9 protein-coding genes are annotated in these 12996 nt (G+C 74.7%); 3 read left to right on the plus strand and 6 right to left on the minus strand.

Translation table 11 applies throughout. The annotated features are described in order from the left end of the window. The first annotated feature begins 274 nt into the window (after positions 1-274). Positions 275-889 carry a hypothetical protein gene (locus tag ACPCUX_RS16990; protein ID WP_423389218.1) on the plus strand — a complete coding sequence of 205 codons (615 nt, stop codon included), beginning with the start codon at positions 275-277 and terminating at the stop codon, positions 887-889. Positions 890-901: 12 nt separating this feature from the next. Here the strand turns inward: ACPCUX_RS16990 and ACPCUX_RS16995 are convergent, their stop codons facing one another. Continuing rightward, positions 902-3529 carry a LuxR C-terminal-related transcriptional regulator gene (locus ACPCUX_RS16995; protein ID WP_423389219.1) on the minus strand — a complete coding sequence of 876 codons (2628 nt, stop codon included), beginning with the start codon at positions 3527-3529 and terminating at the stop codon, positions 902-904. 298 nt (positions 3530-3827) lie between these two features. Here ACPCUX_RS16995 and ACPCUX_RS17000 point away from each other — a divergent pair, with 298 nt between their 5' ends. Further along, on the plus strand, positions 3828-5381 hold the full coding sequence (locus ACPCUX_RS17000; protein WP_423389220.1) for a hypothetical protein: 1554 nt from the start codon (positions 3828-3830) through the stop codon (positions 5379-5381). A 62-nt stretch (positions 5382-5443) separates the two neighbouring features. Here the strand turns inward: ACPCUX_RS17000 and ACPCUX_RS17005 are convergent, their stop codons facing one another. From ACPCUX_RS17005 to ACPCUX_RS17025, 5 genes are all read right to left on the minus strand, one after another. Beyond that, positions 5444-6751, minus strand: a complete 1308-nt coding sequence (locus ACPCUX_RS17005) for an alpha/beta fold hydrolase (protein WP_423389221.1) — start codon at positions 6749-6751, stop codon at positions 5444-5446. A 44-nt stretch (positions 6752-6795) separates the two neighbouring features. Further along, positions 6796-7305, minus strand: coding sequence for a pyridoxamine 5'-phosphate oxidase family protein (locus ACPCUX_RS17010; protein ID WP_144721672.1), 510 nt, complete (start codon positions 7303-7305; stop codon positions 6796-6798). A gap of 151 nt (positions 7306-7456) precedes the next feature. Then, on the minus strand, positions 7457-8974 hold the full coding sequence (gene glpK, locus ACPCUX_RS17015) for a glycerol kinase GlpK (RefSeq protein WP_423389222.1): 1518 nt from the start codon (positions 8972-8974) through the stop codon (positions 7457-7459). 136 nt (positions 8975-9110) lie between these two features. Then, on the minus strand, positions 9111-9872 hold the full coding sequence (locus ACPCUX_RS17020; RefSeq protein WP_085388461.1) for an MIP/aquaporin family protein: 762 nt from the start codon (positions 9870-9872) through the stop codon (positions 9111-9113). Between the two features lie 173 nt (positions 9873-10045). After that, positions 10046-11794, minus strand: coding sequence for an FAD-dependent oxidoreductase (locus ACPCUX_RS17025; RefSeq protein ID WP_423389223.1), 1749 nt, complete (start codon positions 11792-11794; stop codon positions 10046-10048). 230 nt (positions 11795-12024) lie between these two features. Here ACPCUX_RS17025 and ACPCUX_RS17030 point away from each other — a divergent pair, with 230 nt between their 5' ends. Next, positions 12025-12975, plus strand: coding sequence for a sugar-binding transcriptional regulator (locus ACPCUX_RS17030; RefSeq protein WP_034655252.1), 951 nt, complete (start codon positions 12025-12027; stop codon positions 12973-12975). Positions 12976-12996: the final 21 nt, after the last annotated feature.

The raw sequence follows: 12996 nt of genomic DNA on the forward strand, positions 1-12996 counted from the left end.
ATGCGGACCCGGAGGGGCTCCTGGCGCGCGGGACACCGTCTTTCACACCGGACTTCACCCTCAGGTGCCCCGGGCAGCGGGTGATCTCCGCACGCTTCGCCCGCCGCGGGTGTTTCGCGGACGTCGCCACGGTGGGATGCTGTCCTCGGCGACGGGCTCGCCGGCTGGACAGGGCAGGACGAGATCAGGAGGTGGACCGGGTGCACGCAGCGTCCTGCGCTTCGACGGCGTCGCCGTGCCGGGCCGCCGACGCCCCGGGCGGGGTGGTGTCGCGGTGACCCCGGAGGAGGACGGCGCCGGCGCGCCATGGGACGACACGACCTGGGCCATCTGGGCCGTGGGCCTCGTGGAGCCGCTCATCGACCCCGACGACCGGCTCGCGACCATGGCCGCGATGCGCGCGCAGGCGAAGGCGCACCCGCTGCGTGCCATGACGCTCCTCGCCGGCGCCCTCACCGACCTCCTGGACTCGTTGCCCGACGACGACCCGTGGCGCCACCTGGACCCCGCGACGTTCGGCACGTACCGGGACGGCCTGGACCTGGTCCCGTCGGAGGCCGTCGTGATCGCCGAGGACATCGGCCTCGCGGCGCTCGCCCGGCCGCTCGGGCACGGCGGGGCGCGGGTCATGAGCGAGGCGCAGCACGGGTGGGAGAACGCCGCGCACGCGGCGAACGAGCTCGAGGACCCGGTGCGCACGCTCACGCGCGCCGTGGCGTGGGCCGCCTGGCGTCGCCGCGTGTACGTGGGCGAGGACAGCTACCCCGTGCTCGTGGTCTTCTCGTGGCTGCCGCGCGCGGCGCTCATCGCTGCGGGACGCGAGATCGACGACGACCTCGCGCGCGCCGAGATGCGCGCGTCCGCCAAGATCGTCGACGACCTCGTCTGACCGGCTCGGGCCTCAGCGCCCGTCCGTGCCGCTCGCGGGCAGGGGACGCTGGGCCGGGAGCAGTCCCAGCTCGATCCCGCGGGCGAGGGCGTCCTCGCGCCGGCGCACGCCGAGCTTCCGGTAGATCGAGCGGAGCTGGCTCTTGACCGTGTTCACGGACACGGTGAGGCTCCGGGAGATGTCGACCGCGGTCGCGTGGCGCATGAGGGTGTCGAGGACGACGACCTCGCGGTCGGACAGGGGCTGGGGGAGGTCGGCCGTCGCGGCGAAGAGCTCCGGCACGGGTTCCGCGTCCCCGATGAGGCGCTGCGCCGTCTGGTCCTTGCTCCGTGCCGCGAGCTCGACCAGCGTGAGGAGGTCGTGCCGGGCGGGGAGCGCGAGGGCGAACCGCAGCCGCCGGTCCTCGGCGACGCCGGCGAGCTTGTCCAGGGCGTCGCGCGCCTGCGTCTCCTCCTCCGCGTGCGTGAGCGCGGCGGCGAGCAGGACGGCGTGCGCGGCCCGCAGGCGCGGCGCGGCGGTCCGCGGCGGCGTGTGCGCGACGAGGACGTCCCGCGCGGTGCTCCACCGGCCGGTGAGCAGCGCCGCGTGGGCCCGCAGCAGCCAGGTGAGCGACGACGTCGCCGGGGCGACCTTGAGCCAGGAGTGCACCGCGCCGACCTGGCCGCGCGCGAGCCCGAGCAGGCCGCTCACGTAGTCGAGGTGGTCGATGTCGCGCGCGGAGATGCGTCGGCGGCCGCGCTCGGACTCGATGTAGCGGCGCAGCCGCTCGATGCCCAGGGCCGGCTCGAAGGACACCAGGTCGACGTAGGCCTGGACCGTGGCGACGACCGGGCGGGTCTCCAGCGTCGCGAGGTGCGGTCGCAGCACGTCGAGGTGGGCCTGGGCGCCGCGGGCGTCGAAGCGCTCGAGGCACACGATCGCGCGGGCGATGCGGTACAGGTGGTCGTCGCGCCCCGCGCGGACCTCGGCGTGGGGCGACGCCTCGATGACCTCGAGGTCGCGCACGGCCTCCGGCAGGTCGCCGCGGAGCGCGAGCACGAGCGCACGCAGCGACAGGCCGTAGAGCGTGCGGGGGTCGACGGCGGGGGAGCCGCCGAGGTCCTCGAGCGTGGCGAGCGCCTCGTCGTCCGCGCCCGCCCGCGCGAACGACATCGCGACCTCGGCGCGGAGCCGGGGCAGCTCGCGGACGAGCTCCCGGCGCTCGTCCACACCCAGCTCGTCGAGCGTCTGCCGAGCCCGGCGCGCCGGCTCGAGCGCGCGCTGCGTCGCGTTCGTCGAGCGCAGCGCGACGCTCTCGAGCACGTCCAGGACGACGCGTTCCGCCGTCGAGGTCGTCCTCGCCCGGGGGCGCAGGGCGGCCAGCGTCAGCTGGTACGTCTCGATCGCCTCGGTGCGCTCACCGGGGACGCTGTCGTGGTGGATCGCGAGGGCCCCGGCGAGCAGCGGCCAGCGCCGCAGGTCCGTCTGCGGGAGGCTCTTGAGGACGTCGAGGCGGGCCAGCGCCTGCGGCTCGAGCAGCTCGCCCCAGTACCGCGAGACGGCCGAGGACGCGAGCCCGAGGTCGCCCGCGCCGACCGCGTGCCGCAGCGCCTCGACGGGATAGCCGTTCGTCAGGTACCAGCGCGCGGCGGCGAGCTGGGCGAGCCCCCACTCGTCCGGGTGCTCCTCGCGGACGCGCTCCGCCACGAACGTCCGCACCACCGGGAACAGGACGAAGACCCGGCCCGCGGGACGTCGCTCCCACGCACCCAGCCCGCGCTCCTCGAGCATCCACAGCAGCTGCGGCGCCGCGGGCTCCCGCGTCAGCGCCACGGCGAGGTCGGCGGTGAGGACGTCCGCGACCGCGCACCGCCGCAGGACCTGCTCGAGCCGAGGGCGCTCGGCGCCCTCGAGCTGCTTCTCGAGCGCGGCCCGCAGCAGCTCGTCGGCGACCTGGACGTGCGCCGGGGTCCCGTGGGAACCGGCCATCTCCGCGGCGAGCATCGCGACCCGCAGGTACAGCGGCTGGCCGCCGGTGAGGACGTGCGCCTCGGCGGGGTCGAGGTCCACGCCTGCCTGGCGCAGCATGCGGGCCGTCTCGTCCCGGGTCAGCGGCAGCTGGTCCGCGGTGATGACGGTCCGGTCGAGCTCGAGCCCGACCGAGGCGGCCTCCAGGGGGGAGACCGTGCTCGTGGCCACGGCCACGGAGAGGTTCGGGCACAGGCGCAGCAGGGCGAGGACGTCCTCGTGGACCGCGGCGTCCGTGACGTCCTGGTAGTCGTCGATGACGACCACGACCTCCCCGGGCACCGCGAGGAACGCGTCGGCCAGGCGGCCGGGCACGTCCTCGGGGGCGAGCTCCGCCGGCCCCAGCGCGGCCTCGAACGCCTCGAGCCCGGCCCGCGCGGCACGGCGCGCGACCGCGCGCCAGAGGTCCGTCCGGGACATCTCCGGGATGACGGACAGCCAGAGCCCCGGCGTGGCCCGGCGTCGGGACCACTCGGCGAGGAGGGAGGTCTTGCCCGCACCCGCGGGGCCGCGGACCACGCGGAGCGCGGCGTCCACCTCGAGCCGGTCGAGCAGGCGCTCGCGGACGAGCTCGGTGTGCGGGGGGCGTGGCGCCCCGTACAGACGGAACGTCGTCGTGTCCGTCACCGACATGCTGCCTCCGTGCTTCCCCCGCTCCACGGGCGGGCGGACGGACGGCGGCGAACCGCGTCCGGCCACGGCTCCGCCCCGAGAGCCGGCACCGCGCCGTGATCCGCTCTCACCCTAGGCGAGGAGGTGCGCCGGTTCTCGGGGAAGGCGGGTGAAGCGCTCGAACCGGGTCGCCCGCGGCTCCCTCCAGCCCGGACGAAACGGGACGCGCGGGGACGATGCGGACAGCGTGGCCCGTCGCGTGCATAGGGGCCTCGGGCGCGCCCACCCGCGGACGCGACCGGAGAGGAGCCGCACGCCCATGTCTGTGCACCGGGCCCGCCCGCGGACCGCGCTCGCCGCGGTGCTGGTGGGCGCCGTCCTGGTCGGCGCGTCCACGACGGCCCACGCCGTCCCGGTCGCCCGCGCCGCGGCAGACCCGGGCGTCGCGCCCGTGGCGACGGAGACCCTCGTGCGGGTCGTGGAGGACGGCCGGCCCGGTGCCGCGGGTGCGGCGGCGTCCACCGCTGCGGCCGACGGCACGGGCCCCGACGCGGCATCGGGCACGGACCCCGGCGCGGGCATGGACTCCGGTGCCGGCGCGGGCGCCGGCACCGTGGGCGTCGGGCCCGTCGTGCCTGCCGTGCCCGGTGCTCCCGTGCCGGACGGACCGGAGCCTCCCGCGCCCGGGTCGGCCGCTCCGGAGGAGGGCGCGTCTCCCTCCGTCCCCGCTCCCGACCCGGCGGCCCCGGAGGAGGGCGAGACGCCCCCCGGCCCCGACCCCACCGTGCCCGACGGCGAGCCCGCGCCCCGCGTGGTCGTGCTGCCGCCGGTCCTCGTCCGCGCGGCGGCCGGGGACGCGGTCTACCTCGTGCCGGTGGTCGAGGGCGTGCGCTGGTCCCTGGGCGGCGAGCCGATGGCGTGCACCGTGGTGGTGGTCGACGGGTACCGGACCGTCGAGGCGCCGCGGGACGGCGGCGTCCTGCGGGCGACGGCCGCGGCGGAGGACGGCCACGTGCTGCAGCTCCCGGACGGGCGGTCCGCCGCCGAGGCGGTCACGGAGCTGCTCCCCGTCGTCACGGCGGTGCTCCCCGCCGCGCAGGACGGCCCGGGCGAGGCGGACACGTATACCGTGCCCGACGCCGAGGGCCTCGTCGTCCGCGACGCGACCGGTGCGGTGCTCCCGCCCGGCAGCACGCACGCCGTCGAGGGGTACCTCGACCACGTGGCGCGCGTCGTCCTGACGCTCTCCCCGGCCGCGGGCCTGCGGCTCGCGGCGCAGGGCGAGGCGGAGCCGGTGCTGCCGGGGTCGGACGGGTCGCGCGCCGTCGAGCTCGTGTTCTCCGGCCTCACCGAGGTCCGGGCGCCGGCGCCCGTGGTCGTCGCCGCGCGCCCGGGCGCGGCGGCCGAGGTCGAGGTGCCGCGGGCCGACGGCGTGGAGTTCGTCCTCGACGAGCGGGTCCTCGCCCCGGGCCGCCATCCCGCCCGGGGCACGGTGACCGTGACGGCGCGCGCGCTCGACGGTTACGTCCTCGTCGGCGAGACGTCGTGGGAGCTCGTGCTCGACGGGCCGGCCGTCCCCGAGGCGCCCGCCGCCCCGCCCGCGTCGCCTGCTCCGGCCGCCCCGGCGCCCGCTGTGACACCGGACGCGTCCGCGCCGACGACGGCGGACGGGCCCGCGCTCGACCTGGCGCCGGTGGTCGGCACGGCGGACCCGTCGCGCGCCGTCGTCGTGGCCGCGGGCGAGGCGCTCGCCGCGGTGCCACCGGCCCCGCCGCGCGGGGACGCCGGGTTCGACCTGCTCACGCTGGTGCTGGGCGGGGCGCTCGTGTCCGGGGCGTGGGTGCTGCGCGCGCGCCGCGACCAGATGGCCTGACTCTGTCCACCAGGAGTCAGGGGGCCTTGCTCCGCAGCCCGGCCGGCCGGGCGCGGCACACCTCAGGCGCGCGGGCCGCCGCGGGCGGCGAGCCGCTCGACCAGGCGCGCGAGGACGTCGCCCGTGCGCAGGCCGTCGTGCTCGAACTCGTTCGTCACCCACGTGCGGACGTTGCCCACGCGCGCCGCCGTGTCGAGCGAGAGCCCGGCGTCGACGAACATGTCGTCGAAGTACACCGCCGCCTCGACCGGCACCTCGTTGCGCGCGAGGACGTCGAGGTCGTACAGGTCGGGCCACTCCTCGCGCGCGGCGAGCGCCTCCGCCGCCGCGCGGAACGGCCGGAGCGCGGCGATCTCCTCGAGCATCCAGGGGTAGATCATCTCGCCGGTGAGGAGCAGCGGTCGCGCCGCCGGGTCGAGGGCCGGCTCCTCGGCGCGGACCGCCTCGGCGGCCCACGCCGTCGGGCCGGTGCCCGACTGCGCGTAGATCGACTCGTGGAGCACGGCGTAGAGCGGGTTGGTGCGGAACGACGTCGCCGCCGCGACCTCCGCGAGGAACGTGTCCGTCAGGGTGTCGGGCGCGTCCGCGTCGAACGCCTCGTCCACGAGCCAGTGGATGCGCTCCGGGCCGGGCTTCATCCCGAGGTCCGTGCCGAGCGACTGGAGCCGGCGCACGGTGAGCCGGTCGCCGTCGGGCAGGCGCACGTCGTCGGCGGCGAGGAGGTCCGCGACGCGCGCGAGGCGGGCCGCGTCGTCCGGGTACCGCTCCCGGTAGGCGGCGTTCTTCGCGACGACGCGCGGCTGGGTGCGGCGGTACACCTCGCGCGCGTCCGCCGTCAGGCCCGGCAGCCCGCCCGTGACGTAGCACGCGGCGAGCGCCTCGGGCGCCCGGGACAGGTACGTCATCGTGAGGAAGCCGCCGTAGGACTGGCCGAGCGACGTCCACCGCCGCCCGCCGTACACCGTCCGGCGCACGTGCTCGGCGTCGGCGACGATCGCGTCCGCCCGGAAGTGGGAGAGGTACTCCGCCTGTGCGGCCCCCGGGCCGCGCGCGGCGAGCGCCGCCCCGCGCACGGCCGAGGACCGGCCGGTGCCGCGCTGGTCGAGCAGCACCACCCGGTGCGTCGCGAGCGCGGTGCAGACCCAGCCGTCCGGCCCGGTGGGCCGGGGCCCCTTGCCGCCCGGGCCGCCCTGGAGGAACACGAGCAGCGGCAGGTCGTCGTGACGCCGGACCGGGTCGACGAGCTCGCGCACGAACAGCGTGAGGCGGCGGGGGTCCGTGTCGTCGTCCCACACGAGCGGCACCTCGAGCTCGCGGTCGGTGACGTGGATGCCGGGCAGGGTGTACGCGGTCTCGCGGGCGACGCTCACCCCGCCACCCTAGCCGCGCCGCTCCGGGCGGCCGGCGGCACGTGTCACAGCTCGACGGTCTCGTTCTCCCCGCCGTCGTAGCGCGAGCCGGTGACCTTCGCCTTGACCAGGCTGAACAGCGTCGCGACGCGGCCGCCGGGGGAGTCCCAGTACTCCGCGGAGTCGGCGTGCAGCCGGACGAGCACCACGCCGGGCGTGTCCGGGCCGTCGGGGAACCACGCGTCGGCGACCGTGTTCCACAGCTCGCGGATCTTCTCGCGGTCGCGGACGACCGCGGCCCGCCCGGACACCGAGACCCAGGACGTCGAGCCCGAGAAGGCCGCGTTCGCCGCCGAGTCCCGCGCGATCTCGGCGACCTTGTGCGAGTCGGCGGCGGCGAAGAACCACAGGTCGCCGTCGAAGTCGACGGCCTGGACGCCCATCGGCCGGCTCACCAGGCTCCCGTCGGTCGCGACGGTGGTCAGCATGGCGATCTTCTCGTCCTTGATCAGGTCGCGGACCTTCGCGACCTCGTCGGAGCTCGCGTGGGGCTGCTCGTGGTGCGTGCCGGTCATGTCGTCTCCCGTCGTCGGGCCGCGGGGCGCGGCACCTCGACGCTAGGCACGACGCGCGCGACTCGCCCCGTGGGAGGACGACGAGGGGGTGGGGTGCCCGGCGCCGCGACGCCGTGCTCCCCACCCCCTCGGCGGGTGGTCCCGGGACGGGCTACTGCTCCACGTCCTCGTCGACCCACTCCATGGTCTTCGTCACGGCCTTCTTCCAGTTCCGGTACAGGCGCTCGCGCTCGCCGGACTCCATCGACGGGCTCCAGCGCTTGTCCTCGGCCCAGTTGTCGATGACGTCCTGCTCGCCCTTCCAGAAGCCGACGGCGATGCCCGCGGCGTACGCGGCACCGAGCGCCGTCGTCTCGGCGACCTTGGGGCGCACGACGTCGACGCCGAGCTGGTCGGCCTGGAACTGCATGAGGAGCTCGTTGGCGACCATGCCGCCGTCGACGCGCAGCTCGGTGAGGTCGACGCCCGAGTCGGCGTTCATCGCGTCGACGACCTCGCGGCTCTGGAACGCCGTCGCCTCGAGCGCGGCGCGCGCGATGTGGTTGCGGTTGACGTACCGCGTGAGGCCCACGAGCGCGCCGCGCGCGTCGGGCCGCCAGTAGGGCGCGAACAGGCCGGAGAACGCCGGCACGAAGTAGGCGCCGCCGTTGTCCTGGACCTTGCCCGCGAGCCACTCGACGTCGGGCGCGTCCTCGAACATGCCCAGGTTGTCGCGCAGCCACTGCACGAGCGAGCCGGTCACGGCGATCGAGCCCTCGAGCGCGTACACGGCGGGTGCGTTGCCGATCTTGTAGCAGACGGTCGTGAGCAGGCCGTTCTTGCTCATGACCTTCTCCGTGCCCGTGTTGAGCAGCAGGAAGTTGCCGGTGCCGTACGTGTTCTTGGCCTGGCCGACCTCGAAGCACGCCTGGCCGAACGTGGCCGCCTGCTGGTCGCCGAGGATGCCGGCGATCGGGACGCCGGGGACGAGACCGCGGGGACGGCCGTGGCCGTACACCTCGGACGACGACCGGATCTCGGGGAGCATCGACAGCGGGATGCCCATGTCCGCGGCGATGTCCTCGCGCCAGGAGAGCGTGTCGAGGTCCATGAGCATCGTGCGCGACGCGTTCGTCACGTCGGTGACGTGCACGCCGCCCTCGGTCCCGCCCGTCATGTTCCACAGCACCCAGGTGTCGGTGTTGCCGAACAGCAGGTCGCCCTTCTCGGCCTTCTCGCGCGCGCCCTCGACGTTGTCGAGGATCCACTTGATCTTCGGGCCGGAGAAGTAGGTGGCGAGCGGCAGGCCGACGACCGACTTGTACTTCTCGGCACCCTCGTCGCCGCCGAGCTCGTCGACGATCTTCTGGGTGCGCGTGTCCTGCCAGACGATGGCGTTGTAGACGGGCTTGCCCGTGGTCTTGTCCCAGACGACGGCCGTCTCGCGCTGGTTCGTGATGCCGACGGCCGCGATGTCCTCGTGCGTGAGGTTGCCTCGGGTGAGGGCGAGACCGACGACCTCGCGCACGTTGTTCCAGATCTGCTCGGGGTTGTGCTCGACCCACCCCGCGCGCGGGAAGATCTGGTCGTGCTCGAGCTGCCCGGTGGAGTAGATCTCCCCGGAGTGGTTGAAGACGATGGCCCGGGAGCTCGTGGTCCCCTGGTCGATGGCGAGAACGTAGTCGGCCATGGTGCGTTCAGTCCTTCACGTCGGTGTGGGTGTGGTTGCGGCGTAGGTGCCCGGCGCCCGACGGCGCGGGTCGCGTGACCGGGGAGGCCCCCGGCTCCCCGGTCACGCGGGGGAGAGGTCCGGTCGTCCGGGTCGGTCAGACCCAGGCGGCCCCGAGCAGGCCGGCGAGGACGCCGCCGACCAGCGGACCGGCGACCGGGACCCAGGCGTAGGCCCAGTCGCTCGAGCCCTTGCCCCGGATCGGCAGCACCGCGTGCGCGATGCGGGGACCGAGGTCACGGGCAGGGTTGATGGCGTAGCCGGTGGGACCACCGAGGCTCGCGCCGATACCGACCACGATGAGCGCGACCGCGAGCGGCCCCAGGCCCGACGGGGTCTTGCCGGACGCCACGACGAAGAACACGAGCACGAACGTCGCGATGACCTCCGTGACGAAGTTCCACGCGTAGGAGCGGATCTCCGGGCCGGTGGAGAACACCGCGAGCTTGGTCGCGCCGGGCGCGTCCTCGTCGAAGTGCTTCTTGTACGCCAGGAACGCCAGCACGGCGCCGACGAAGGCACCGATCATCTGGGCCCCGAAGTACAGGAACATGTTGCCGACCGTCGGCTCGATGGTCGCCGTCACGAGCCCCTCGGGGCCGGTCGCGGAGAAGAACGGCTCCTGGGCGGTGAAGAGGCCGATGGTCACGGCCGGGTTGAGGTGCGCACCCGACTTGTAGGCCACGTAGACGCCGGCGAAGACCGCGAGGCCCCATCCGAAGTTGATGAGGAGCCAGCCGCCGTTGAAGCCCTTGGTCCTCGGGAGGACGACGTTCGCGACGACGCCCGCGCCGAGGAGGATCAGTGTCGCCGTGCCGAGTATCTCGGACCAGAAGGCGTTCATGAGGAGTTGATCCATCGTGCTCTCTCTTTCGTGGTGGACTTCTCTGTCTCAACCGTCCCGACGCACCTGAGCGCCGGGTCCTCGGGTCGGTCCGCCGTCGGCGTGCGCCCCGTGGGGTCGGTGTGCGGGGCCCCGGGGACCGACCCGTCGGTCGGCACCCGGGGCTCGCTCGCGGCGATGTGCAGCTGTCAGGTCGTGCGGAGCGGCTGGAGCGGCGACACGTCGGGCGCCTCCAGCCGGGTGCGCTCGGCGGACGCGTCGTCGGGCTCCTGCTCGGCGGCGGCCTCGGCCTCCGCGCGGGCGGTGTAGCTCGCGATCTCGGCGTCGCGCGTCGCGTCGTCCCACCCGAGGATCTCGGCGGCGACGGCCGCGATCTCGGGCAGCGCGGCGAGGCCCCGGTCGGGCACCTCGTAGTTGAGCCGCGTGCGGTGCAGCAGCAGGTCCTCGAGGTGCAGCGCCCCCTCGTGGGAGACGCCGTACGCGACCTCCGCGCGCAGGTAGGCCGGCGCGTGCTCGAGCGGGCGGGCGAGGTCGGGCTGCGCCTCGCACAGCTCGACGAGCTCACGCAGGTTCGACCCGTACCGGTGCAGGAGGTGGTCGACCATGGCCGGGGTCCAGCCGTACCGGGACGCCCAGGGCCGCGCCTGGCGACGCACGGCGTCGAGGCCGACGGCGCCGAGCAGCGGGATCTTGTGCGTGATGGACGGCAGGGCGCTCGCGCGCTGGCCGATCGCGAAGTCCACCGCGTCCTTCGCCATGACGCGGTAGGTGGTGAGCTTGCCGCCGGCGATGACCGTGAGGCCCGGGGTCGGGGAGGCGACCGTGTGCTCGCGCGAGACCTTCGCGGAGCTGGTGCCCTCCTTGGTGCCCGGCTGGAGCAGCGGCCGCAGGCCCGCCCACGTGCCGATGATGTCGTCGCGCGTCAGGGGGTGGGCGAGCACGGCGTTCGCGTGCTCGAGCACGTAGTCGATGTCGGCCGCGGTCGCGACGGGGTGCTGGAGCTCCTGCTCCCACGGGGTGTCGGTCGTGCCGATCACCCAGTAGCGGGACCACGGGATGACGAACAGGACCGACTTCTCGGTCTGCAGGATCAGCCCGACCTGGCCCTTGATGCGCTCGCGCGGCACGACGATGTGGATGCCCTTGGACGCGAGGACCCGCAGCCCGCCCTCGCTGCCGGCGAGCGCCTCGGTGTCCTCCGTCCAGACGCCGGTCGCGTTGATGACGGCGCGTGCCCGGACGGTGATCTCGCGGCCCGTCTCGAGGTCCTGGAGCACGGCACCGTTCACGGCGCCCGTCGAGCCCTTGGTGAGCGAGACGACCTGCGTGCGGGAGGCCGCGTGCGCGCCGTACGACGCCGCGGTGCGCACGAGCGTCGAGACGAGTCGGGAGTCGTCGACCGACGCGTCCCAGTACTGGACGGCGCCGACGGCCGCGTCGTGCGCGAGGTCGGGGAACTTCTTCTCCATGCGGCTGCGCGACAGGTGCCGGTGCAGCGGCATCGCGCGGCGACCGGGCGCGATGCTCGCCAGCGTGTCGTAGAGCGCGATGCCGGCGCCGACGTAGGCACGCTCCCACACGCGGTGCTCGAGCGGGTACAGGAAGGGGACGGGGCGCACGAGGTGCGGCGCGATCTCCTTGAGCAGGAGGTCGCGCTCGGTGAGCGCCTCCTTGACCAGGTGGAAGTCGAGCATCTGCAGGTAGCGCAGGCCGCCGTGCACGAGCTTGCTCGACCGGCTCGACGTCCCCGCCGACCAGTCCTGCGCCTCGACGATCGCGGTGGAGAGCCCGCGCGTGACCGCGTCGAGCGCGATCCCGGCACCGGTGACCCCGCCGCCGATCACGAGGACGTCGAGCTCGGCGTCCGCGCTGGTGCTGGCCTCGAGCGCGGCGAGCGCCTGCCGCCGGGAGTCCGCGGTGAGTCTCGTGGATGCCATCCGTCTTCCTCTCTCGTCCCTCGGTGCTGCGGCACGCCGCGGGACGATCGCGCCCACGGTGCGCTCACAGCGACGGTCCCACGCCCGACCAGGGTGCGCGAGCGGGAACCGCCGTGCGTGCACCGGGGTCTCCGGCGCGGAGGCACACGCTCCAGACCACCACGCGGCGAACGCCCGCGCAACCGTGGTGCACGAACGTGCAGAATGGGGGTGACGGGAAGGAGACCGCGATGGTCGATCGGGAGCAGGACGTCCTGCGCGCGGCGTCGATGTACTACCTCCAGGACATGAAGATGGAGGCGATCGCCAAGCACCTGCACACGTCGCGGTCCACGGTGTCGCGGCTGGTGAAGCGGGCGCGCGACACGGGTCTTGTCGAGATCTCGCTGCGGCCCGCGCGCAGCCGCGGGCCGGGGCTCGGGCAGCACCTCGCGAGCACGTGGGGGATCGACGCCTACGTGGTCCCCGTGCCCGACCAGGCGCCGCAGGTCGAGCGGCTCGAGCAGGTCGCGCTGACGACCGCGCGCCTGCTGTCGACGTGGTTCGACTCCGACATGATCCTCGGGATCGCGTGGGGCACGACGCTCTCGGCCGTGTCCCGGCACCTGCCGCGCAAGCCGACCCGGGGGAGCGCCGTCGTGCAGCTCAACGGGGCGGCGAACACGCGGACGTCGGGCGTGCACTACGCGGGCGACCTCATCGCGGGCTTCGGCAGCGCGTTCGACGCCCACGTGCACCATTTCCCAGTGCCCGCGTTCTTCGACTACGCGGAGACGAAGCGCGCGATGTGGCGCGAGCGGTCCGTGCGCCGCGTGCTCGACGTGCAGCACCGGGCGGACATCGCGCTGTTCTCCGTCGGGGCCGTCGCGGGCGGCGTGCCGTCGCACGTGTACTCCGCGGGGTACCTCGACCCCGACGACATCGCGGTCCTCGACGCCGAGGGCGTCGTCGGCGACGTCTGCACGGTGTTCCTCCGCGCCGACGGGACTTACCGCGACATCGCGCTCAACGAGCGCGCGACGGGGCCGGCCCCCGAGGAGCTGCGGCGCGTGCCGCGGCGGGTGTGCGCCGTCGCGGGCGACAACAAGGTGGCGCCCCTGCGCGCAGCCCTGCGCGCGGGCGTGGTGACCGACCTCGTCGTCGACGAGATCACGGCGGCCCACCTCGTCGGGGGCTCGTGAGCGCAGAGCGCAGATATGCGT

This window comes from Cellulosimicrobium sp. AB352, assembly GCF_049538415.1.
GTDB classification, from domain to species: Bacteria; Actinomycetota; Actinomycetes; order Actinomycetales; family Cellulomonadaceae; genus Cellulosimicrobium; species Cellulosimicrobium funkei.

Excerpts from the sequence above, each read along its gene's own strand:
- ACPCUX_RS16995 (WP_423389219.1), bottom strand. The coding sequence starts at position 3,529 with ATGTCGGTGACGGACACGACGACGTTCCGTCTGTACGGGGCGCCACGC.
- ACPCUX_RS17000 (WP_423389220.1), top strand. The coding sequence starts at position 3,828 with ATGTCTGTGCACCGGGCCCGCCCGCGGACCGCGCTCGCCGCGGTGCTG.
- ACPCUX_RS17010 (WP_144721672.1), bottom strand. The coding sequence starts at position 7,305 with ATGACCGGCACGCACCACGAGCAGCCCCACGCGAGCTCCGACGAGGTC.
- glpK (WP_423389222.1), bottom strand. The coding sequence starts at position 8,974 with ATGGCCGACTACGTTCTCGCCATCGACCAGGGGACCACGAGCTCCCGG.
- ACPCUX_RS17020 (WP_085388461.1), bottom strand. The coding sequence starts at position 9,872 with ATGGATCAACTCCTCATGAACGCCTTCTGGTCCGAGATACTCGGCACG.
- ACPCUX_RS17025 (WP_423389223.1), bottom strand. The coding sequence starts at position 11,794 with ATGGCATCCACGAGACTCACCGCGGACTCCCGGCGGCAGGCGCTCGCC.
- ACPCUX_RS17030 (WP_034655252.1), top strand. The coding sequence starts at position 12,025 with ATGGTCGATCGGGAGCAGGACGTCCTGCGCGCGGCGTCGATGTACTAC.